This window comes from Brachybacterium sp. UNK5269 (assembly GCF_049266655.1).
Lineage (GTDB): Bacteria > Actinomycetota > Actinomycetes > Actinomycetales > Dermabacteraceae > Brachybacterium.
Window position 1 is genome coordinate 1,541,809 of the sequence record NZ_CP184883.1, and the last position, 21,125, is coordinate 1,562,933.

At 73.3% G+C, this 21,125-nt stretch carries 18 protein-coding genes and 1 pseudogene; 9 read left to right on the forward strand and 10 right to left on the reverse strand.

Annotated elements, in window-relative coordinates; translation table 11 throughout:
* Nucleotides 1-3: 3 nt before the first annotated feature.
* From ACOJUI_RS07115 to ACOJUI_RS07125, 3 genes are all read right to left on the reverse strand, one after another.
* Nucleotides 4-1,059: a Rieske 2Fe-2S domain-containing protein gene (locus ACOJUI_RS07115; RefSeq protein ID WP_422117362.1), complete on the reverse strand. Its 1,056-nt coding sequence runs from the start codon at nucleotides 1,057-1,059 to the stop codon at nucleotides 4-6.
* A gap of 8 nt (nucleotides 1,060-1,067) precedes the next feature.
* On the reverse strand, nucleotides 1,068-1,871 hold the full coding sequence (locus tag ACOJUI_RS07120; RefSeq protein ID WP_422117363.1) for a c-type cytochrome: 804 nt from the start codon (nucleotides 1,869-1,871) through the stop codon (nucleotides 1,068-1,070).
* A 91-nt stretch (nucleotides 1,872-1,962) separates the two neighbouring features.
* The gene (locus tag ACOJUI_RS07125) at nucleotides 1,963-2,691 is read right to left on the reverse strand and encodes a cytochrome c oxidase subunit 3 (protein WP_422117364.1); all 729 of its coding nucleotides are present in this window, start codon (nucleotides 2,689-2,691) and stop codon (nucleotides 1,963-1,965) included.
* A 235-nt stretch (nucleotides 2,692-2,926) separates the two neighbouring features.
* On the opposite strand from ACOJUI_RS07125, the gene trpD reads away from it, so the two are divergent.
* Nucleotides 2,927-4,009 carry an anthranilate phosphoribosyltransferase gene (trpD, locus tag ACOJUI_RS07130; RefSeq protein ID WP_422117365.1) on the forward strand — a complete coding sequence of 361 codons (1,083 nt, stop codon included), beginning with the start codon at nucleotides 2,927-2,929 and terminating at the stop codon, nucleotides 4,007-4,009.
* A 55-nt stretch (nucleotides 4,010-4,064) separates the two neighbouring features.
* Here trpD and ACOJUI_RS07135 read toward each other — a convergent pair whose 3' ends face one another.
* From ACOJUI_RS07135 to ACOJUI_RS07145, 3 genes are all read right to left on the reverse strand, one after another.
* Nucleotides 4,065-4,346, reverse strand: a complete 282-nt coding sequence (locus ACOJUI_RS07135; protein ID WP_422117366.1) for an Lrp/AsnC family transcriptional regulator — start codon at nucleotides 4,344-4,346, stop codon at nucleotides 4,065-4,067.
* 49 nt (nucleotides 4,347-4,395) lie between these two features.
* Nucleotides 4,396-6,057, reverse strand: a complete 1,662-nt coding sequence (locus tag ACOJUI_RS07140) for a DEDD exonuclease domain-containing protein (protein ID WP_422117367.1) — start codon at nucleotides 6,055-6,057, stop codon at nucleotides 4,396-4,398.
* 109 nt (nucleotides 6,058-6,166) lie between these two features.
* Entirely contained in the window at nucleotides 6,167-7,975 is a 1,809-nt protein-coding gene (locus ACOJUI_RS07145) for an AMP-dependent synthetase/ligase (RefSeq protein ID WP_422117368.1), read from the reverse strand.
* A 208-nt stretch (nucleotides 7,976-8,183) separates the two neighbouring features.
* Here ACOJUI_RS07145 and ACOJUI_RS07150 point away from each other — a divergent pair, with 208 nt between their 5' ends.
* Entirely contained in the window at nucleotides 8,184-9,119 is a 936-nt protein-coding gene (locus ACOJUI_RS07150) for an ROK family glucokinase (protein WP_422117369.1), read from the forward strand.
* A 32-nt stretch (nucleotides 9,120-9,151) separates the two neighbouring features.
* On the opposite strand, the gene ACOJUI_RS07155 is transcribed toward ACOJUI_RS07150, so the two are convergent.
* Both ACOJUI_RS07155 and ACOJUI_RS07160 read right to left on the reverse strand, forming a co-directional pair.
* A complete protein-coding gene (locus ACOJUI_RS07155) occupies nucleotides 9,152-9,712 on the reverse strand; it encodes a hypothetical protein (RefSeq protein WP_422117370.1) in 561 nt (186 codons plus the stop codon).
* Nucleotides 9,709-10,485 carry an alpha/beta hydrolase gene (locus ACOJUI_RS07160; protein ID WP_422117371.1) on the reverse strand — a complete coding sequence of 259 codons (777 nt, stop codon included), beginning with the start codon at nucleotides 10,483-10,485 and terminating at the stop codon, nucleotides 9,709-9,711. The genes ACOJUI_RS07155 and ACOJUI_RS07160 overlap by 4 nt, the downstream gene beginning before the upstream one ends.
* Nucleotides 10,486-10,559: 74 nt before the next feature.
* On the opposite strand from ACOJUI_RS07160, the gene ACOJUI_RS07165 reads away from it, so the two are divergent.
* Nucleotides 10,560-11,294 carry a lysophospholipid acyltransferase family protein gene (locus tag ACOJUI_RS07165; RefSeq protein WP_422117372.1) on the forward strand — a complete coding sequence of 245 codons (735 nt, stop codon included), beginning with the start codon at nucleotides 10,560-10,562 and terminating at the stop codon, nucleotides 11,292-11,294.
* 67 nt (nucleotides 11,295-11,361) lie between these two features.
* The gene (locus tag ACOJUI_RS07170; RefSeq protein ID WP_422117373.1) at nucleotides 11,362-12,756 is read left to right on the forward strand and encodes a class II 3-deoxy-7-phosphoheptulonate synthase; all 1,395 of its coding nucleotides are present in this window, start codon (nucleotides 11,362-11,364) and stop codon (nucleotides 12,754-12,756) included.
* A 78-nt stretch (nucleotides 12,757-12,834) separates the two neighbouring features.
* On the opposite strand, the gene pknB is transcribed toward ACOJUI_RS07170, so the two are convergent.
* On the reverse strand, nucleotides 12,835-14,823 hold the full coding sequence (gene pknB / locus ACOJUI_RS07175) for a Stk1 family PASTA domain-containing Ser/Thr kinase (RefSeq protein WP_422117374.1): 1,989 nt from the start codon (nucleotides 14,821-14,823) through the stop codon (nucleotides 12,835-12,837).
* A gap of 216 nt (nucleotides 14,824-15,039) precedes the next feature.
* Here pknB and ACOJUI_RS07180 point away from each other — a divergent pair, with 216 nt between their 5' ends.
* The gene (locus ACOJUI_RS07180) at nucleotides 15,040-15,393 is read left to right on the forward strand and encodes an Rv2175c family DNA-binding protein (protein WP_422117375.1); all 354 of its coding nucleotides are present in this window, start codon (nucleotides 15,040-15,042) and stop codon (nucleotides 15,391-15,393) included.
* Nucleotides 15,394-15,412: 19 nt separating this feature from the next.
* Here ACOJUI_RS07180 and ACOJUI_RS07185 read toward each other — a convergent pair whose 3' ends face one another.
* Entirely contained in the window at nucleotides 15,413-16,543 is a 1,131-nt protein-coding gene (locus ACOJUI_RS07185) for a polyprenyl synthetase family protein (RefSeq protein ID WP_422117376.1), read from the reverse strand.
* Between the two features lie 67 nt (nucleotides 16,544-16,610).
* On the opposite strand from ACOJUI_RS07185, the gene ACOJUI_RS07190 reads away from it, so the two are divergent.
* From ACOJUI_RS07190 to ACOJUI_RS07205, 4 genes and pseudogenes are all read left to right on the forward strand, one after another.
* The gene (locus tag ACOJUI_RS07190; protein WP_422117377.1) at nucleotides 16,611-17,843 is read left to right on the forward strand and encodes a hypothetical protein; all 1,233 of its coding nucleotides are present in this window, start codon (nucleotides 16,611-16,613) and stop codon (nucleotides 17,841-17,843) included.
* A gap of 69 nt (nucleotides 17,844-17,912) precedes the next feature.
* Nucleotides 17,913-19,108 (forward strand): annotated as a pseudogene (gene metX / locus ACOJUI_RS07195) (homoserine O-acetyltransferase MetX).
* A 66-nt stretch (nucleotides 19,109-19,174) separates the two neighbouring features.
* The gene (locus ACOJUI_RS07200; protein ID WP_422117378.1) at nucleotides 19,175-19,600 is read left to right on the forward strand and encodes a universal stress protein; all 426 of its coding nucleotides are present in this window, start codon (nucleotides 19,175-19,177) and stop codon (nucleotides 19,598-19,600) included.
* 195 nt (nucleotides 19,601-19,795) lie between these two features.
* Nucleotides 19,796-21,106, forward strand: a complete 1,311-nt coding sequence (locus tag ACOJUI_RS07205; RefSeq protein WP_422117379.1) for an RNA polymerase sigma factor — start codon at nucleotides 19,796-19,798, stop codon at nucleotides 21,104-21,106.
* Nucleotides 21,107-21,125: the final 19 nt, after the last annotated feature.

A 21,125-nucleotide genomic window follows, 5' to 3' on the forward strand; every position in this document is an offset into this window, starting at 1 on the left:
TGATCACTTGTCCTTGTGAATGTCCCAGAAGCTGGGACCGATCGGCTCTTCGAAGTCGCCGGGGGCCACCAGGTAGCCCTCGTCGTCGACCTCGATCGGCAGCTGGGGGAGCGGTCGGTGTGCCGGGCCGAAGATGACCTTCGCGCCGTCGGTGACGTCGAAGGTGGACTGGTGGCACGGGCACAGCATGTGGTGGGTCTGCTGCTCGTACAGCGCCACCGGGCAGCCGACGTGGGTGCAGATCTTGGAGAAGGCGAGCACGCCCTCGACGCCCATCGCCATGCTCTCCTCGTTCTTGGAGAGCTTCGGGTCGAAGCGCACGATCACCGCGGCGGCCTTGGCGCGCTCCTCGAGGAAGTGCTCGGTCTCGTGCGTCAGGCCCTCGGGCATGACATGGAAGATCGAGTTCATCGCGACGTCGGAGAGCTTGATCGGCGTGCCGTCGTGGTCCCGCGCCAGGCGCTGGCCGGGGTTCTGGCCCCAGAAGGTGTGGTGGAGCTTGTTGCCCGGCAGCGGGCCCAGCGTCGACAGGGGCGCGAGCACGGCGATCGGGAGGGCGGCCAGCGACGCCACCATCGCGGTGACGATCACCGGGCGGCGCGCGATGCCGGACTCGGCGAGGCCGCTGGTGATCATCTCGGCGGCGACCGCGCGGGTCTCGTCGGAGCTGCGGATGTCGTGGCGCTCCTCGACCCACTCCTCGTCGGGCATCAGGGTCTTGGCCCAGTGCACGGCCGCGGCGCCGATGAAGAACACGGAGATCGCCAGGCCCAGGCCGGTGACCAGGTTCGACCACCACAGGGCACTCGGGGTGCCCGGCTCGGCGAAGATGTTCGTGTCCTCGGGCGTGACCAGGAAGTACGCCAGGATGAAGATCACGGTGCCGATGACGCTGAGCAGGAACATGGCGGCGACCATGCGCTCGGCGCGCTTCTCGGCGGACCGGGAGTGGTCGGTCTGGCGGTGGATGTGGGGAGGCAGGCCCGGGTTCGGGAACCCGCCGCCCTCCTTGGGGGCGACGGCGCTGACGCCGGGGCCGGTCACGGGAGTGGTGTTCATGCTCGCATTCACTTGGCCTTTCCTCCCAGCCACACGGAGGTGCCCACCAGGAGGGTGAGGATGATGGTCCACGCGTACAGGCCCTCGGTCACCGGACCCAGCGAGCCCAGCGAGAGACCGCCGGGGGAGCCGGTCTCCTCGAGCGTCTCGAGGTAGGTGATGACGTCGCGCTTGTCCGAGGGGGACAGGTTGGTCTCGTTGAAGACCGGCATGTTCTGCGGGCCGGTCTCCATGGCCTCGTAGACGTGCTTGGGATCGACCCCGATCACCTGGGGGGCGTCCTTGCCGCGGGTCAGCGCGCCACCGGCGCCGGCGGCGTTGTGGCACATCGCGCAGTTGATGCGGAAGATCTCCCCGCCCTTGGTGGCATCGCCCTGGGAGGTGTCCAGCCACTCCTCGTCGGGGACGGCGGGGCCGGGGCCCAGCGAGGCGACGTACGCCGCCAGCTGCCGGGTCTGCTCCTCGGTCATCTGCGGGGGCTTGCGCTCGGCCTGCGCGCCGGCGGCCTGCATGGGCATGCGACCGGTGCCGACCTGGAAGTCGACCGCGGCGGCGCCCACGCCGATCAGCGAGGGGCCGAGGGTGCTGCCCTCGGTGACGTCGACCAGGCCCTCGGCGTTGCGGCCGTGGCAGGTCGCGCAGTTGGCCAGGAACAGTGCCTGGCCGGCCTCGACGTCGTCCTGCGTGTAGGACTCGGCCTGAGCCGCCTGCGGCTGGAAGGCCGCGTACAGCCCGCCGGTCGCGACGAGCGCGAGCAGCAGGATCACGAGAAGCGCCATCGGGTGATGGCGACGTGCGGCGAGAGCCTTCACGGTTCGGACCTCGATTCGTGGAGGGGGCGGGCGGGGGAGGGACTGGGTGCTGTGGACGCAGCAGGCGGGCGGGCCCCTGCGCAGCGGGGGATCAGAAGATCCTCCAGACGGGCTCGACGGGCACCGCATGGCCCGGTCCGGTCATGATCGGGTCGAGCATGTACACGATGAAGAACAGGACGATCCAGACCACGTCGACGAAGTGCCAGTAGTACGACACGCAGATCGCCGAGACCTGCTCGTGGGCGGTGAACTTCTCCGCGACGTAGGCCCGCATCAGGACCATCAGGAACGCGATGAGGCCGCCAATCACGTGGATCCCGTGGAAGCCGGTGGCGAGGTAGAAGATCGAGCTGAACGGCGAGGACGACAGCGTCACACCGTGGTGGACGAGCTCGGCGTACTCATAGGCCTGCCCGGAGACGAAGATCGCGCCGAGGATGAAGGTCAGGGTGTACCACTCGATCATCCCCCAGCCGGCGATGTTGAAGATCGAGCCGTCGCGGCGCTTGCGCGGGGGGAACGGCTTGCCCCAGGGGAAGCGGCCCTCGGCGAGGTAGACACCGATCTGGCAGGTGACGGAGCTGAACACGAGGATCGAGGTGTTCAGCAGCGCGAAGCCGTGGGTGAAGTTCGACTGTCCTTCGGCGAAGGTCTCCGGCGCCATGGAGCGCAGGGTGAAGTACATCGCGAACAGACCGCCGAAGAACATCAGCTCGCTGGCGAGCCAGACGATCGTGCCGATCTGCGTCGGATTGGGGCGGCCCACCGCTGGGGCAGCAGCGGAGGCGGAGCGCTCAGGCAGGGTCGCAGTAGTCACGTCACCATTATGTCGTGTCGTCAGATTCGTTGCGCTCGGTCACGACGCCGAGCACATCGCGGGGCCTGCGCCCCGGGCGGACCCGGCCAGCATATCCCTCCTGACGACCCGTCACGAACCCGGACACGCACGGGATCGTCCCAGGTAGCGTGCCCTGTGCAGGGGCGTGACCGTTCCGTGATCCATTCCGTGACCGGGTCGACCCGGGCGGGGAGGGAAGTGCGATCATCGGGGCATGAACGAGAGCACCCCGACCTGGTCCCGCCTCACCGCGCGCCTCGTGCACGGTGAGGACCTGTCCGCCGCCGAGGCGTCCTGGGCGATGGACGAGGCCATGAGCGGTGGCGCCGGCGCGGTGCAGCTCGCGGGATTCCTGGTCGCGCTGCAGGCCAAGGGCGTCACCAGCGGGGAGCTCGAGGCGCTGGCCGACTCGATGGTCGCCCACGCGCTGCCGGTCTCGGCGCCCGCGCACTCGATCGACATCGTCGGCACCGGCGGCGATCTGGCCCAGACCGTGAACATCTCCACCATGGCGTCGATGGTCATCGCCTCCACCGGGCGCGTGGTGGTCAAGCACGGCAACCGCGCCTCGAGCTCGAGGTCCGGCTCGGCCGACGTGCTGGAGGCCCTCGGGGTGCGGCTGGACCTCCCGGTCCCGGTGGTCCAGGAGCTGGTGCAGGAGGTCGGCATGACCTTCCTGTTCGCGCAGGTCTTCCATCCCTCGATGAAGCACACGGCCGAGGCGCGCAAGGGTCTGGGCATCCCGACCGTGATGAACATCCTGGGCCCGATCACCAATCCGGCGGCGCCGCGGGCGAGCGCGGTCGGGGTGGCGGATGCGAGCATCGCCCCCATCGTGGCGGGCGTCTTCGCCGCGCGGGGCACCAGCGCGCTGGTCTTCCGCGGCCAGGACGGCCTGGACGAGCTGACGGTGATGGCGCCCTCGGACGTCTGGGAGGTCCGCGGCGGCGAGGTGCGCGAGCACGTGCTCGACCCGCAGGAGCTGCTGGGGATCGAGCGCAGCCCGCACGACGCGCTGCGCGGCGGCACCGCGGAGGAGAACGCCCAGGTGACGCGGGACCTGTTCGCCGGGCAGCGCGAGGGCCGGATGGGACCGATCCGGGACGCGGTGCTGCTGAACGCCGCGGCCGGGGTGCTCGCCCACGACGGCATCGACCAGGCGGCGGCCGACGGTTTCGAGGAGCGCTTCGCGGCCGCCTTCGAGGAGGCCCGGGCGGCGCTGGACTCCGGTCGCCCGGCCGCGCTGATCGAGCGCTGGGCCGCGGCCTCGCAGCGGGCCTTCGCCGCTCGGCGCTGAGCGGGCGCGGGCCCACCCGGCTGCGCGCCCGGCAGGCCGGGCGCCAGTGCCCGAGCTAGCCGTCGAGGCCGAGGTCGAAGCCGGCCTCGAGGTCCTGCTTGGAGTAGGTCTTGAAGGCGATGTTGGTGGTGGTGTCCAGCACGCCCTCGACCTTGCTCAGCTGCCCGGCGATGACGCCGGCCAGGTCCTCATGGGCGCGCACCCGCACCACCGCGATCAGGTCGACGTCGCCGGTGACCGAGAAGACCTGGTCGATGCCCTCGATGTCGACGACCGCCTGGGCGACCTCGGGGATCCGGCGGGGCTCGACGACGATCGAGACGAGGGCGGTGATCATGGCTTCTCCTTCTTCGGGGCGCCGGCGCGCCGGGACGTTGCCCTCGAGCCTATGCCCCCCGCCCGGCCGCGGTGAGGGCGAAGCGCTCCGCGAGATGCTCGGCCTCGAAGCGGGCCCTCGCCGGCAGCTGCCACGCGCCCTCGCTGAGCACCGTCCGCACCCCCTCGCCCTCCAGCCAGCGCAGCAGGATCTCCGCCTCCTGGTGGTAGCCCTGGCACAGCGGGGCGGCGAGCTCCGCCTCCCCGAGCCCCGTCATCGCCAGGGACCGGGCGAAGGGCAGCGGATCCGTGCGGGCGGGCACCAGGGTGGTGCCCGAGAAGCGGCCGTGCCGCACCGCGAGCAGCTCCCAGCCGCTGCCGCCGATCACCGCCTCGGTCGAGGGCCGCGCCGCGATCAGCAGCGGCACGGCCGCCAGGGCCCGCAGCCGGGCCGCGCGCCGGGCGGCGGCAAGGTACGTGCGGGCAAGGTCCTGCAGCGCCGCGGCGTCCTCGTAGCGGCCCGCGTCGACCTGGGCGCGCAGGCGCGCGGCGACGTGGTCGAGCACCTCCCGCGGGTCCTCGAGCATCGCCCGCCGCAGCCGTGCGCGGTGACCGGGCTCGGCGAGGGGACCGGCGCCGGCGCTGCGCTCGAGGCCCGCCCCGCGGCCGAGGACCGCGTCGGTCAGCAGCGCGCGCAGCGGTTCGACGACGTGCCGGGAGGGCAGCGGCCCGATCTGGGCCGAGCCGTCGGTCTCGCAGCGCGCCAGCCGCGCGGCCCGCAGCCCTTCCGTGCCGGACCCCAGCCGCAGCCAGTTCGCCGTCTCCGGCCGCAGGCCGTGACGGTTCGAGGGCGGCTTCTCGCGGGCGATGATGCGCAGCTCGCGCACCGCCGCCTCGGTGGGGGTCGCGCAGTCGATGACGTGAATCGACTCGGCCCGCGGCAGCATGTCCAGCACCTTGCGCCGGGTCTCGGCGGCGGTGAAGTAGGTGCGCACCCGGGTGCGCAGGTTGCGGGAGGTGCCCACGTAGAGCACCGCGCCGTCGGCGTCCAGGAACTGGTAGACGCCGGGCACCGGCGGCACGTCCGCGGCCAGGTGCTTCTTGCGCAGCTGGGCCGGGGTGACCCGGCGGTGGGCGGCGCCGAGGTCCTCGAGCGTGGAGGCCCCGGCCGGTCCCAGCCGCTCGATGATCGCGTGGAGCACGTCGACCGTCGCGCGGGCGTCCGACAGCGCCCGGTGGTCGGGGCTCACGCTCGCGCCGACGTGCGCGGCGAGCGTGGAGAGCTTGTGGTCGCGCACCTCGTCGCGGCGGAACACGGTGCGCGCGAGGGCGAGGGTGTCCAGCACCGGCGGCCGGGTCCAGCCGATCTCGCAGGCGGCGGCCTGGGCGCTGAGGAAGGACAGGTCGAAGCGGGCGTTGTGCGCCACCAGCGCCGCATCGCCCACGAAGTCCAGGAACATCGGCAGCGCCGCGCGGATGGAGGGGGCGCCCGCCACCGAGGCGTCGGTGATCCCGGTGAGGGAGGCGATGTAGGCGGGGATCGGTCGCTCGGGGTCGACGAAGGTGCGGAACTCGCCGAGCACCTCGCCGCCGCGCACCTTGACCGCGCCGATCTCGGTGATCGCGTCGGCTCGCGGGTCCGTGCCGGTGGTCTCGAGGTCCACCACCACCAGGGTCGCCTCGACCAGGGGCGTGCCGAGGTCGTCGAAGCTCAGCTGGCGGCGTGCGGACATGGCCTCAGGCTACGACGGGGCCCCGACGTCCGGGCGCGCCGCACCGGGCGGTGCGGCGCGCCCGGACGCGGGGGCCAGGAGCGGTCCGGGAGGTGGCTCCCGGCCGGGCTCAGCGGGTCGGCGCCGGTCGCGAGTAGAGGGAGTCGATGACCGCCGCCAGGTCCTTGACCACCACGTTGCGCTTGAGCTTGAGGGACGGGGTGAGGTAGCCGTTCTCCTCGGTGAAGTCGGAGTCGATGACCTCGAAGGCGCGGATCGACTCGGCCCGGGAGACGGACCGGTTCGCCGCATCGACGACCTTCTGCAGCTCGGCGCGGACCTGCTCGTCCTGCGCGGCCTCGGCGACCGTCATGTCGGGGAGGTTGTGGTTCTTCAGCCAGGTCGAGAGCATCTCCGCGTCCAGGGTGAGGATCGCGGCGACGAAGGGGCGCTGGTCGCCGATCACCACGCACTGGCTGACCAGGGGGTGCGAGCGCAGCTGGTCCTCGAGCGGGGCGGGGGAGACGTTCTTCCCGGCCGCGGTGACGATGACCTCCTTGCGGCGCCCGGTGATGGTGAGGTTGCCGTCCTCGTCCAGGGCGCCGAGGTCCCCGGTGCGGAACCAGCCGTCCTGCAGCGACTCGGCGGTGGCCTCGGGGTTGTTGTGGTAGCCCTGGAAGACCATCACGCCCTTGACCAGGATCTCGCCGTCGTCGTCGATCGCGACGGTGGAGCCCGGCAGCGGCGGTCCGACGGTGCCGGGGCGCACGTCCCAGGGCAGGTTCACGCTGATCGGGGCGGTGGTCTCGGTCAGGCCGTACCCCTCGAGGATGGTCACCCCGATGCCGCGGAAGAAGTGGGACAGCCGGGCGCCGAGCGGGGCGCCTCCGGAGACGGCCCACTGCACCTGGCCGCCCATGGCGGAGCGCAGCTTCCCGTAGACGAGCTTGTCGAAGACCGCATGCTTGAGCTTCAGCGGCAGCGGGACCCGGCCGGCCGAGAGGGCCTTGGAGTAGTCGATGGCGGCCTGCGAGGCGGCGGTGAAGATGCGGCCGTTGCCGGCGGCGATCGCCTTGGCCTCGGCCCCGTTGTAGACCTTCTCGAACACGCGCGGCACGGCCAGCAGGAAGGTGGGCCGGAAGGCGGCCAGATCCGGCAGCAGGTTCTTCGTGTCCGGGGTGAAGGCGGTGGTCACGGGCCAGGCCGCGGCGAGCACCGAGATCAGGCGGGCGAAGACGTGCGCGATCGGCAGGAACATCAGCAGCCGTGCGCCGGGCGGGAGCACCACCTCTCCCAGCAGGTGCAGCGCGCTGCGGGTGGTCTCGACGAAGTTCGCGTGGGTGAGCTCGGCGCCCTTGGGGCGTCCGGTGGTGCCGGAGGTGTAGATGATGGTCGCGACGTCGGCCAGGCGGCGGCTGGTGCGACGCGCCTCGAGGTCCTCGTCGCTGACCTCGGCGCCGCGGGTCCTCAGCTCCTCCAGGATGCCCTCCTCGAGCACCCCGATGTGCTCGAGCGCGGGCAGCTCGCTGCGCACGGACTCCACGTCCTCCCGGTGGCGGGAGGACTCGACGATCGCGAACTTGGCCGCGGAGTCCGAGGCGATCCACTGGATCTGGCTGGGGGAGGAGGTCTCGTAGATCGGGACGCTGACGCCGCCGGCCCACCACACGGCCCAGTCCACCAGGACCCACTCGTAGCGGGTGCGGGAGAGGATCGCGACCACGTCCCCGCTGCGGACGCCGGAGGCGATCAGCCCCTTGGCCACGCGCTTGACCTCGTCGAGGAAGTCGGCGGTGCTCAGCGGGGTGTAGGAGCCGTCCGCCTGGGCCAGCTCGAAGATCGGCACCGAGGGACTCGTGCGGAACCGCTCCAGCAGCAGGTCGGTGGTGTTCTCCTCGGGACGGCTCTCATGCTGCGGCGGGGTGGTGAACTGCTTCATCGAATCTCCTTCGATCCGGGCGGGACCAGTTCGCGGCTCGCCGGACGCCTGCCCGGAAGCGCTGGTGGGGTCCCGTGATTCTACGGCAGGGACCTCTACGATGGGCCAGGACAGGCAGGTGGGCGGGGCGGCGTCGAGCGACCATGACGGTCGGCTCGTCCCGGTCCCCCCTGCCCTCCTCCCCCGTACTGACGACTGAAGGAGCAGCATGCTCGCCATCGGAGTGGACATCGGCGGCACCAAGATCGCGGCAGGGGTGGTCGACGAGGACGGCGAGATCATCGCCACGACCACCCGCACCACGCCCGCCACGGACGCCGCTCTGATCGAGGCGGCGGTGGCGGACGCGGTCGCCGAGCTGCGCGCCGGTCACGAGGTGGTGGGGGTGGGCGTCGGCGCTGCCGGGTTCGTGGGCGCCGACCGACGCACCGTGAACTTCGCGGCCAACCTGGCGTGGCGCCAGCACCCCCTGGCCGAGGAGCTCGAGAAGCTCACCGGGCTGCCGGTGGTGGTCGAGAACGACGCGAACGCCGCGGGCTGGGCCGAGTACCGCTTCGGGGCCGCCACCACGGCGCGGCACATGCTGATGGTCACCGTCGGCACCGGGCTCGGCGGGGCGATCGTGCTGGACGGGCAGCTGGTGCGGGGCAGCGCCGGCTTCGCGGGCGAGATCGCCCATATCACCGCCGTGCCGGATGGGCAGTGGTGCGGCTGCGGGCGGCGGGGCTGCCTCGAGCAGTACACCGCCGGCACCGCCCTGGTGCGCACCGCCCGGCGCCGCGCCTCCGCGGGCGATGCCCGGATGAGCCCGCTGCTGCAGGTCGCCGGCGGGGACCGGAAGCAGATCGACGGGCCCATGATCACGCGGCTCGCCCAGCAGGGCGATCCCGGCGCCATCGAGCTGATCGCGGAGATCGGCCGCTGGCTCGGCATGGGCATGGCGTCGATCTCCACGCTGCTGGACCCGGAGGTGATCGTCGTCGGCGGCGGGGTCGCCGCGGCCGGGGACCTGCTGCTCGGGCCGGCTCGGGAGGCGTACGCCGCGCACCTCACCGCCCGCAACCACCGTCCGCTGGCCCCGTTCCTGCCGGCCAGCATGGGCAACCGGGCCGGGATCGTGGGCGCCGCGGACCTCGCCCGCTGAGGCGGGGCGGGGCCGGCTCGGACGGGGCCGGCTCAGACCTCGGCGCCGTCGTCGCCCTCGTCGCGGGGCTCCCGCGGCACCCGCAGCAGCAGGGAGATCACCCCGCCCAGCGCCGCGGCCCCGCCCATCCAGCCGAGGATCCCCGGCAGCGCCGGGGTCACCGTGACCACCAGCATCACCACGAAGCCCCCGAGCAGCGCCGTCCAGGACCACAGGGCGCGCGAGGACGGCACCGGGAGGTCCGGGTCGGGCGGCTCGAAGTCGCCGTAGATCACCTCGTCGTCGTCCAGCTCGCGCGGGCCCGCGCCGCCGCGGATCCCGTCGGTGGGGTCGCGGTGCCCGGCCGAGGGATGGGCCGCGCGGGAGCGGGCGCGGGCCTCCGCGCTGGGCGGCTCCGGCGGGGAGTCGGCGCTGAAGGACCACAGGGAGTCCTCGTCCGGCTCCGCGGCGGCGGGGGACCGGGGATGCTCCGGGGCGGCGGGCTCCCGGGGGGCCTCGCCGGGGCGCAGCACCAGCCCTTCGCTCTCGAGCATCCGCGCGAACTCGGCGTCGACGTCGCGCGGGTCCGGGGCGTGACCGCGGTCCGGGCTCATCGTCGCGCTCCCGTCGGGAGCGGCACGTGCTGCTCGAGGAACCGCGCAGAGGTGTCGAACAGCAGCTGCGCATCGTGGTCCAGCGGCACCAGGTGGTGGCTGCGCCGCAGCGCGAGCCGCTCGACGGGCCCGGCGACGCCGGCGGCGACCACGTCGCTGTCCGTCGGCGGCACGACGTGGTCGACGCTCGAGGTGGCCACCAGCAGCGGCACCTCGACCGCGCCCAGCTGCCGCCGCGTGCGGCCGAACAGGTCCCGCACCTGGCCGACGGCCCGCACCGGCACCGTCGCGTAGGCCTCCTCGGCGCTCCCGGGCCGGGCGATGTCGGAGCCGACGCCGGGCAGGGCGCGCTTGACCTGGCTGATCAGCCAGGTGAAGCGCGCCGTCACCGGCAGGGTGATCCCGGGGTTGACCGTCACCAGGGCCGCGATCCGGCCGCGCAGGGCGGGATCCGCGGCGAGCGCGAGGGTGAGGGCCCCGCCCATCGACAGGCCGCCGACGGCGATCGGGCCGTGGCGCTCCGACAGCTCGACGGCGGCATCGTGCACGGCGCCGTACCAGTCCTGCCAGGTGGTCGCGTCGAGGTCCCGCTCGCTGGTGGCGTGCCCGGGCAGCAGCGGCAGCTCGACCTCCCAGCCGCGCGCGGCGTGGTCCTCGGCCCACGGCCGCAGCGACTGCGGGGAGCCGGTGAAGCCGTGGCACAGGAGCAGTCCGCCGCGCGGGTTAGAGTGACCTCGCGCGCGCCAGGGGCGGGACAGTTCGCTGAACGCCATGGGTCCATGGTCGCATCCGTGCCCGCCCGCTTCGTCCATTTCCCGCTCCCCGGAGCCCGGCCCAGGAGTGCCCCGTGCTGTACGAGATCGCCAAGCCCGTCGTGGCGGGCCTGGTGCGGGTGCTCTGGAACCCCACGATCAGCGGCACCGAGCACATCCCGGCGCAGGGACCGGTGATCCTGGCCTGCAACCACCAGGCCTACTCCGACACCGTCTTCCTGCCCGCGCAGGTGCGCCGCACCGTCCACTTCCTCGGCAAGTCCGACATCTTCGCCGGGACCTCCCCGCTGAACAAGGTCATCGCGGCCGTCATGCGCGGGCTGCACATCATCCCCGTGGACCGCACCGGCGGCAGCGCCGCCAGCAGCTCGATCGAGGCCGGGCTGGCGGTGCTGCGCGAGGGCGAGGTGCTCGGCATCTTCCCCGAGGGCACCCGCAGCCCGGACGGCCGGCTCTACCGGGGCAAGACCGGGGTGGCGCGCTTCGCGCTGACCACCGGCGCCCCGATCGTGCCGGTGGCCATGAACGGCGCTTTCGCGGCGCAGGGCAGCCGCCGGTACCTCCCTCATCGCAGACCGCGGATCCACGCCGTTCTCGGCCCGCCGCTGGACGTCCGGGAGATCGTCCGGAGCCTCCCGGACGCGGAGGAGGCGAGAGTCCTCCGGGCGGTGACCGACGCCGTGATGGACCGGATCCAGGCCCTGTCCGGGCAGGAGCGGGTCGACGAGTACGCGATCGACGTCAAGCGCCGGCTGCGGGCCCGGCAGGGACGACCAGCGGGCCCCGGGGAGTCCTCCACCGCGGTGTGAACCGGGCGGGGGATCCGCCCCTCGGCCCCGCGACGCCGCCGCGCCGGGAACTGGATACCCTGTGCGCGTGACTCAATTCAGCCCCGACGCCCCCGCCCGCGCCCACAGCTTCTCCCTGTCCTCGGCCGACGACGGCCTGGCGGCCCTGGGTGCGTGGCGCGAGTATCCGCGGGTGCAGCAGCCGGTGTGGCCCGACGAGACCGAGCGCGCGAGCGTCTTCGAGGACCTGCGGGCCGCCCCGCCGCTGGTCTTCGCCGGTGAGGTCGACGTGCTGCGCGAGCGGGTGGCGGCCGCCGCCCGCGGTGAGGCGTTCCTGCTCGCCGGCGGGGACTGCGCGGAGACCTTCGCCGATTCCACCGCCGACCGGATCCGCAACAAGATCCGCACCATCTTGCAGATGGCGGCCGTGCTCACCTACGGCGCCTCGGTGCCGGTGGTGAAGATGGGACGGATGGCCGGCCAGTTCGCGAAGCCGCGCTCCGCCGACGAGGAGACCCGCGACGGCGTGACGCTGCCGACCTACCGCGGCGACGCCGTCAACGAGATCGCCTTCACCCCCGAGTCCCGGATCCCCGACCCGCGGCGGCTGTGGAAGATGTACACCACCAGCTCCTCCACCCTGAACCTGCTGCGTGCGTTCACCGGCGGGGGCTTCGCGGACCTGCGCGAGGTGCACTCCTGGAACCGGGGCTTCACCTCCGGCACCGGCTACGACCGCTACGAGGAGCTGGCCGGCCAGATCGACAAGGCGATCCGCTTCATGGACGCCATCGGTGCGGACTTCGATGCCCTCAAGGTGGTCGAGTTCTACGCCTCCCACGAGGCGCTGCTGCTCGACTACGAGGAGGCCCTGTCCCGGATCGACTCCCGCACCGGCGAGATCTACGGCTGCTCGGGGCACTTCCTGTGGATCGGCGAGCGCACCCGCCAGCTCGACGGCGCCCATGTCGACTTCATGGCCCGTCTGCGCAACCCGATCGGGGTCAAGCTCGGCCCGAACGCCTCGGTGGACGATGCGCTGCGGCTGATCGACCGGCTCGACCCGGAGCGGGAGCCCGGCCGGCTGACCTTCATCACCCGGATGGGCGCGGGCAAGATCCGTGACCGCCTGCCGACGCTGGTCGAGGCCGTGCGGGACTCCGGCGCCCAGGTGGCCTGGGTGACCGACCCGATGCACGGCAACACCATCACCTCGTCCAACGGGTACAAGACCCGCCGCTTCGAGGACATCATGGACGAGGTGGTCGGCTTCTTCGAGGTGCACCAGGGCCTGGGCACGATCCCGGCCGGCCTCCACATGGAGCTCACCGGCGACGACGTCACCGAGGTCCTCGGCGGCTCCGGGGAGATCGACGAGGAGGGCCTGACCCGCCGCTACGAGACCCTGGTGGATCCGCGGCTGAACCACCAGCAGTCCCTCGAGCTCGCCTTCCTGGTCGCGGAGATGCTCTCGCGCCGCTGAGCCCGCCCCCCCGACGACGGACGCCGGCGCCACCTGCAGAGGTGGCGCCGGCGTCCTGCGGTGCGGGTGGGGCGGGACTCAGAACACCTTGAGGGTGACGGTGGAGCCCTTCTCGAGCTGCCCTCCGGCGAGCGCCGACTGCTCGTAGACCAGACCGAAGACCGGGTCGCCCTTGTCGTGGACGACCTCCACCGCGAAGCCGGCGGCCTCGAGCGCGGCCCTCGCGTCGGCCTCCGGCTGGCGGAACACGTCGGGGACGGTGACCATCTCCGGGCCGAGCGAGGTGACGATGTGCACGGTGTCGCCGCGGAACAGGGTGCCGGAGGCGGGGGACTGGGAGATGACCGCGCCGCGGGGGACGCTGCCGGAATGCGCCTGTGAGGTGGTGACCTCGAAGCCGGCGCGCTCGAGCGCCGCGCGGGCGGCGTCCCCGCCGGTGCCGGTCTGGTCGGGCACCGTGAGCGGCTCGCGGCCCAGCGAGACGACCACGTGCACCGGCTCCCCGGCGGGCAGCGCCTCGGCGCTCGCCGACTGGGAGATGACCTCGCCCTTGGGGACGGTCTCGGAGTGCTCCGGCGGGTCCTCGACGAGCTCGAGGCCGACGGACTCCACCGCGCTGCGAGCGGTCTCGAGGTCCTTGCCGACCAGCTGCGGGACCGGGAAGGTCTGCTCCCCCTTGGAGACGATCACCTGCACCTCGGTGCCCCGCTTCACGGTGGTGCCCGTGGTGGGGGAGGCCGAGATGACGTGCCCGGCCGGGACCGCGTCGTCGAAGCGCTCCTGGGTGGCGACGGTGAGGTCGGAGGCGGTCAGCGCCGCCTCCGCGTCGCCCAGCGGGGTGCCGGTGACCAGGGGGATGGTGCGGTCCGCGCCGGGGCCGGTGGTGAAGTACCAGTCGCCGCCCGCCCCGGCGCCGCCGAGCAGCACCGCCAGCAGGCTGAGCGCGGCGAGCATCGCCATCGGCCGTGAACGGCGCCGGATGCGGTGGGGCAGGTGGCGGCCGCGGCGCGGCGTCGGCGCCCGCAGCACCACCAGCCGCGGCGTCTCGTCGGCCTCCGCGGCGGACGGGTCGGCGTCGTCGTCCTGCGCGGCGGGGTCCTCGTCCTCCCCGGGCCCGGCGCTCGCGGACGGGAAGGAGCCGGCAGGGCCGGAGCCGTCGGCGCCGGTGGGCAGCAGGTCGGCAGGGAAAGCGCGCGGTCCGTGCTCGAGCGCGGAGGCGACCGCGTCGAGCGAGGCCGTCATGCGCGGCACGTCCCCGGTCTCGAAGCCCTCCCGCGGCTCCGGACGGGTCGCCAGCACCGCCGCGGGCAGCGTCGCGGACAGCTCCCGCACCACGCGCAGCAGCTCCGCGGCACCGGCCGGGCGCTGGCCGACGGGGCGGGCCGCGGCCCAGGTGACCAGGGAGTCGAGCTCGCGCGGGATCCCGGTGACCAGGGTGGAGGGGGCGGGGATGTCCTCGTGGACGTGCTGGAAGGCGATGTGGACCGGCTGTTCGCCGACGAAGGGCTGGCGGCCGGTGAGCATCTCGAACAGCACCACGCCCAGGGAGTAGAGGTCGCTGCGCTCGTCGGCGTGGCCGCGGGTGACGACCTCGGGGCTGATGTACGCGACCGTGCCCAGCAGGGTCGCGCTCGCCGAGGAGTTCGTCGCGCCGATCGCGCGGGCCAGACCGAAATCGGCGACCTTCACCACGTCGGCGCCGTCGATGAGGATGTTCTCCGGCTTGATGTCGCGGTGGACGATCCCGGCGCCGTGGGCGGCCACCAGCGCCTCGAGCACCTGCGCGGTGACCTCGAGGCTCTCGCCGACGGTGAGCCGGCCCTGCTCGACGATCCGGGCCCGCAGCGTCTCGCCCTCGATGAGCTCCATCGCGAGGTAGATCCGGTCGGCGTCCTCGCCCTGGTCGAACACCCCCACCACGTTGCGGTGGGCGAGCCGGGCGGCGGACCGCGCCTCCCGGCCGAAGCGACGCCGGAAGTCCTCGTCCATCGCGAGGTGGGGATGCATGATCTTCAGCGCGACCACGCGGTCCAGGCGCTCGTCGTGGCCCCGATGCACCGTCGCCATCCCGCCACGGGCTATCGGCTCCTCGACCCGGTAACGGTCGTCGAGGAGCACACTGATGCCGGGGGAAGTCGACGTCGCCGAACGCACGAGCTCAATCTAAGCGGCGCCCGCGCAGGGAACTGGGACCGACACGGCGAGGACCTCCCGGGACCCCGGGCCGGGGCGGCGAGGTCGGCGGAGGTGCGCGCGAGCGCCGGGGCGTGGCACCCTGGGGGCGTGAACGACCTCGACGCCCTCATCACCGACTGGCTCACCCTGCCCGACGTCGCCCTGCAGCTGGACATGGACATCTCCCGTGTGCGCCGCCTCGTCGAGGACGGGCAGCTGATCGCCGTCCGCCGCGGCGATCCCGTGGTGCGCATGGTGCCTGCGCTCATGCTCAACGGCGACGAGCTCACCCCGCACCTCGGCGGCACCATCACCATCCTGCGGGACGGCGGCTTCGAGGACGAGGAGCTGCTGGCATGGCTGTTCACCGAGGACGAGACCCTGCCGGGCCGGCCCATCGACCACCTGCGCCGCGGTCAGCGCGGGGAGGTCCGCCGACGGGCCCTCGCCCTCGCCCTCTGACGGGATCCGGCCCGCCCGCTCAGGCGGGCAGCGACTCGACGTCGGTCGCCAGGTCCGCCAGGGCGCCCAGGCCGGCGCGTCCCAGCGCCCCGAGCTCGGCCGCGCCGAGGATCTCCCTGGCCCGGGTGGCCCGCCGACGCACATCCTCGGCCACTGCGGCGACCGCCCCGGTCGAGACCATCAGGTCGTGCACCGCGCGGATCTCCTCCGCGCTCGCGGCGGCCTGACCGACGACGCGCTCCAGCAGGGCCCGCCCCTGGGCGTCGGTCGCGGACTCGGTGCGCGCCAGCAGCACCGTGCGCTTGCCCTCGACGATGTCGCCGCCGATCGGCTTGCCGGTCTCGTCCTGATCGCCGATCACGCTGAGCAGGTCGTCGCGCAGCTGGAAGGCGGTGCCGACCTCGATCGCCCAGCGCGAGAGCGCCTCCAGCTCGGAGTCCTCCGCCCCCATCAGCGCCGCCCCGATCCGCACCGGCCGCAGCACCGTGTACGGCACGGTCTTCCAGCGGATCACCGACAGCGCCGCCTGCTCGGCGTCGGGGGAGGAGGTGAAGCCGCCGGCCTGGTGCAGGACGTCCAGGAACTGCCCGGCCATCACCTCGGTGCGCAGGGCGTCGAACTCGGCGCGCGCCCGCCGGACGCCGGCGAGTCCGCCGTTGACCCCGGCGGCGAGCTGCTCGGCCCAGCTCAGCGCCAGGTCGCCCAGCACGATCGCGACCGCGACCCCGTATTCCTGGGACGAGCCGACCAGGCCCGCCGCGCGATGCGCATGCTCCGCCTCGACGTGGGCGGCGGGGCGTCCCCGCCGGACGGGGGAGTGGTCGATGACGTCGTCATGCATCAGCGCAGCGGCCTGCACGAGCTCGATCGCCGCGCCGAAGCGGGCGAGGGCCTCGAGCTGCGCGGCGGTGGGCTCCCGGGGGAGCGCCGCCGCGCCGCCCCAGAAGCAGAACCGGGGCCGCAGCAGCTTGCCGCCCTCGAGGTAGCGCTCGAGCACCTCGACCAGCCCGGCGGTCTCCGGTGAGATCTCCTGGAGCAGGCGACGGCGCGCCGCGAGCTCCTCGCGGGTGATCTCACCGACCCGCGCGACCAGTCGTCGATCGAGGTCGCGCAGGTGATCGGCGGTGGGCGGGATGTCGGCAGGCGGCATCGGGGGGTCCTCTCTCGGGGGTCCCCCCGATCCTCCCACGCCCGCCCGAAGCGTCCGCGCCGCGAGCATGATCCTTCCTCCCCAGGGCCCGGTCGTCCCCAGCGCCAGCCTCGCCCAGGCGGTGGTCCACCCGATCGGCGAGGCTCCCGCCATGACGACGAACACCAGCCCCGCAGACCCCCGCCGACGCCTGCTGGATGCCGACGATCCGGCGGAGCTCCTGGCGGAGGCCCGTCTCTGCCTCCGCGAGAGCCCGACCGACGCGCTGATCATGGTCGGGGCCGGCGCCCCGGGCCTGGCGCCGGTGCTCACCTGCTCCTCCCTGCAGGAGCTGCTGGCACCGACCGGGGAGCGGCACCTGCACCGCCACCTCGAGCTCCTGCGCCGGCGCGGCGGCCCCCAGGCCCATGCGCTGATCGTGGTCGGCGACGGCTACCAGGACGTGCCGGAGCCGGTGGTGCGCGCCGTCCTGCGGCAGGCCGGCGAGCTGCTCCGCTGCGCCGCCCGGGACCTCGGGCCGGCGCCCTTCGCGCTGCACTCCCTGCGGGCAGCGGCAGGAGCCAGCTGCTGGGAGCTCCTGGCGGTGCGGGACGGAGACGGGGTCGAGCCGTCCCGGGCCGGCCCGCTGCGCCCGTTCCAGGACACCCGCGCCGCGGCCGCCGCCGTGCTCACCGGGAACCCGCTGCCGCATCCCGAGCCGGAGGACCCGGTGCTGGCGGAGATCGGCCACCGCCTGCGCCTGCCCCCGCGGGATCTCGCCACGAGCGCCGACATCGGCGAGCTCTTCACCGCCGCCCGCACGGCGCTCGGGCGCCTGCGGGCGGGGTCCGGCCCGGCCCCGGACGCCGCGGGGATGACGCAGTGTGAACAGATCGCCGAGTTCCTCTCCGCGGTGGCGGTGGACCGGCTCCACTGGGAGCTGCTGGCGCAGTGCGTCGAGCACGGCGCCGAACAGCGGATCGAGCGGGAGACGCTGCTCCAGGTGCTCGTCAGCGATCCGCGCTGGCGTCCGCACCCGGATGTCTGCGCAGGTGGGCCCTGGTATCAGGCGCTGGAGAGGCTGCGCGTGGTGGCGGGGGCGGGCGATGCTCCGGCCGCCCCGGCACGCGGCACCGCCCGCTCGGCCTGGCGCGCCCTGACCGCGCTGCTGGTGATGCTGGCGTGGTGGAACCACCGCTTCGCGACCGCCGGCGGTCTCGTCGACGAGCTCCGGGAGCGGGAACCGGAGTCGACTCTGGCACCCTTGCTCTCACGGATGACCGACGCCCCGATCTTCCCGGCCTGGTGGCCCGCCGCCTGATCCGGGAGCCTCTCGGGGCTCGGCGCAGCAGAGCACGACATGCCGTCGAACCGAGAAGGAGAACTGCCGATGACGATCCTCGGAGCGCACCGCAGGGTGGGTGCGGGACCCTCCGCCGGGGACGGATCGGCTCCGAGCGGGCCCGGCTCCGGTCACGTGAGCGGCGCGTGGACCCCGGAGCGCGGCGCCGGCGACCGTCGCTTCGTGGACATCGGCCCGCTGGTCCTCGAGAGCGGCGAGGTGCTCGAGCAGGTCACCATGGCCTACGAGACCTGGGGACGGCTGGATGAGCAGGCGGGCAACGCGGTGCTGGTGCTGCATGCGCTGACGGGCGACTCCCATGTGCGCGGACCGGCCGGCGCCTCGCATCCCAGCCCCGGCTGGTGGGAGGACATGGTCGGCCCCGGCCGGCCCATCGACACCGACGACTGCTTCGTCATCGCCCCCAACGTGCTCGGCGGCTGCCAGGGCACCACCGGCCCCGCCTCCCCGGCCCCCGACGGCCGCCCCTACGGATCCCGGTTCCCGCAGATCACCATCCGCGACCAGGTCGAGGCGGAGCGCCGCCTGCGCCAGGAGCTCGGCATCGACCGCTGGTCCCTCGTGATCGGCGGCTCCATGGGGGGCATGCGGGCCGTCGAATGGGGGTCTCCCACCCCGAGGAGGTCCAGCGGCTGGCCGTGATCGCCTCCTCGGCGCGCGCCACCGCGGACCAGATCGCCTGGAACAGCGCCCAGATCGCCGCCATCCGCCTGGACCCCGCCTACCGCGGCGGTGACTACTACGACCTGGCTCCCGGCCAGGGTCCGTACGCCGGTCTGGGCATCGCCCGCCGGATCGCGCACACCACGTACCGCACCGCGAACGAGCTGGAGACCCGCTTCGGCAACCGCTCCCAGAGCGCCGAGGACCCCTTCGACGGCCGCGGCCGCCACCAGGTGACCAGCTATCTCGACCACCACGCCGCCAAGCTCGTGCGGCGCTTCGACGCGAACTCCTACGTCACCCTCGCCCAGAGCATGAACACGCACGACGTGGGCAGGGGCCGCGGCGGCGTCGCCCGGGCCCTGCAGCGGGTGACGGCGCGGACCCTGGCCGTCGCCATCGACTCCGATCGCCTCTTCCCGCCCCCGCTGGTCGAGGAGATCGCCGCCCACGTCCCGCAGGCCGCATGGCACGTCGCCGCCTCCCCGATCGGGCACGACGCCTTCCTGCTCACCCATCCCGGACTCGAGGAGTGGATCGCCGCGCTGCTGGGCGGATAGTCTGTCCCGATCCGGCCGCCGACCCGCGGCGGGCCGACGCCGCCGCCCGGACCTAGGAGATGTCGCATGACCATCGTCGTGGGGTATTCCCCGTCCGGCCAGGGCAGGGCCGCGCTGCGGGCAGGTGTCCGCTACGCCTCGCGCAGCGCTCAGGACCTGGTGATCGTCTCGCATCAGTACAACGACCCCGAGCACGGGATGTCCGCCGCCGACGAGGACGCGGTGCGGGCGGCGCTCGCCGAGGTCGGCGGCGCGGTCGGCGAGGTCGCCGTGCGCAGCTCTCCCACCAAGGACGCCGGTGAGTTCATCCTGGCGGTCGCCGACGAGGTCGCCGCCGACCTGCTGGTGATCGGTCTGCGCCGGAAGCCCGCGATCGGGAAGCTCAACCTCGGCGCCGCCGCCCGACGGGTCGTGCTCGGCGCGCCGTGCCCGGTGCTCGCGGTGAAGGACGACTATCCCGCCGCCGGGGAAGGCGTCACCGCCGGTTCCTGAGGGGCGGGAATAAACCCCCGACGAGGGCGGTTATACTCGACAGGCTTGACGGCACCGTGCGTCCGTGCGCCGTGACACCGGTTCGGACCGGCGACGCGACGCAGCAGCGGAGGCCTCGAGCCGCGCCGAGAAGACCGATCGCCCGAGACGCGGCGGACCGCCCCACCCCGGGCCGCCGCCGGAAGAAGGAACTCTGTGACCTCCTCCAAGACCGCCCCGACCGCTACCGACACGACCGCCGCCGCGGCCGGGTCCGAGGCGGACGCGCTCTCGAAGCGTTCCCCCGCCGCCGAGACCGACACCGCCGCCGCGCCGGCGAGCCCCAAGAAGGCCCCGGTCCGGAAGGCCCCGGCCAAGAAGACCGCCGCCACGAAGACCGCCGCCGCCAAGACCGCCGCCGCCAAGACCGCCGCCGCGAAGACGGCCGCCGAGGCGAAGGACACCACCGACGAGGACGTGGTCGAGGACGAGACCGAGGACACCGAGGCGAAGAAGACCGACTCGCGGGCCGACGCCCGGGTCGAGGCCTCCGGCGGCTTCGTCTTCAACGCCGCCGAGGACGACGCCCCCGCCCAGCAGGTCGTCACCGCCGGCGCCACCGCGGACCCGGTCAAGGACTACCTCAAGCAGATCGGCAAGGTCGCGCTGCTGAACGCGGCCCAGGAGGTCGAGCTCGCCGAGCGCATCGAGGCCGGGCTGTACGCCGAGCAGAAGCTCAAGCGCGACGAGTCGATCACCAAGACCAAGGCGGGCCGCGAGCTCGCGATCATCGCCGAGGACGGCCGCGCCGCCAAGGACCACCTGCTCGAGGCGAACCTCCGCCTGGTGGTCTCCCTGGCCAAGCGCTACACCGGTCGCGGCATGCTGTTCCTGGACCTGATCCAGGAGGGCAACCTCGGCCTGATCCGCGCCGTCGAGAAGTTCGACTACGCCAAGGGCTACAAGTTCTCCACCTACGCCACCTGGTGGATCCGTCAGGCCATCACCCGCGCCATGGCGGACCAGGCCCGCACCATCCGCATCCCCGTGCACATGGTCGAGGTCATCAACAAGCTGGCCCGGGTCCAGCGGCAGATGCTGCAGGACCTCGGCCGTGAGCCCACCCCGGAGGAGCTCGCCAAGGAGCTGGACATGACGCCCGAGAAGGTCGTCGAGGTCCAGAAGTACGGCCGCGAGCCCATCTCCCTGCACACCCCGCTCGGCGAGGACGGCGACAGCGAGTTCGGCGACCTCATCGAGGACTCGGAGGCCGTGGTCCCGGCCGACGCCGTGAGCTTCACCCTCCTGCAGGAGCAGCTCCACTCGGTGCTGGACACCCTCTCCGAGCGCGAGGCCGGCGTGGTCTCGATGCGCTTCGGCCTCGAGGACGGTCAGCCCAAGACCCTCGACGAGATCGGCAAGGTCTACGGCGTGACCCGGGAGCGGATCCGCCAGATCGAGTCCAAGACCATGTCGAAGCTGCGCCACCCCTCGCGCTCGCAGGTGCTGCGCGACTACCTCGACTGATCCCCGGCGATCCGGCGGG

Coding starts and splice junctions, on each gene's coding strand:
- ACOJUI_RS07115 (WP_422117362.1), bottom strand. CDS start 1,059: ATGAACACCACTCCCGTGACCGGCCCCGGCGTCAGCGCCGTCGCCCCC.
- trpD (WP_422117365.1), top strand. CDS start 2,927: ATGAACGAGAGCACCCCGACCTGGTCCCGCCTCACCGCGCGCCTCGTG.
- ACOJUI_RS07135 (WP_422117366.1), bottom strand. CDS start 4,346: ATGATCACCGCCCTCGTCTCGATCGTCGTCGAGCCCCGCCGGATCCCC.
- ACOJUI_RS07140 (WP_422117367.1), bottom strand. CDS start 6,057: ATGTCCGCACGCCGCCAGCTGAGCTTCGACGACCTCGGCACGCCCCTG.
- ACOJUI_RS07145 (WP_422117368.1), bottom strand. CDS start 7,975: ATGAAGCAGTTCACCACCCCGCCGCAGCATGAGAGCCGTCCCGAGGAG.
- ACOJUI_RS07150 (WP_422117369.1), top strand. CDS start 8,184: ATGCTCGCCATCGGAGTGGACATCGGCGGCACCAAGATCGCGGCAGGG.
- ACOJUI_RS07155 (WP_422117370.1), bottom strand. CDS start 9,712: ATGAGCCCGGACCGCGGTCACGCCCCGGACCCGCGCGACGTCGACGCC.
- ACOJUI_RS07160 (WP_422117371.1), bottom strand. CDS start 10,485: ATGGCGTTCAGCGAACTGTCCCGCCCCTGGCGCGCGCGAGGTCACTCT.
- pknB (WP_422117374.1), bottom strand. CDS start 14,823: ATGGCGACGGTGCATCGGGGCCACGACGAGCGCCTGGACCGCGTGGTC.
- ACOJUI_RS07185 (WP_422117376.1), bottom strand. CDS start 16,543: ATGCCGCCTGCCGACATCCCGCCCACCGCCGATCACCTGCGCGACCTC.
- ACOJUI_RS07190 (WP_422117377.1), top strand. CDS start 16,611: ATGATCCTTCCTCCCCAGGGCCCGGTCGTCCCCAGCGCCAGCCTCGCC.
- ACOJUI_RS07200 (WP_422117378.1), top strand. CDS start 19,175: ATGACCATCGTCGTGGGGTATTCCCCGTCCGGCCAGGGCAGGGCCGCG.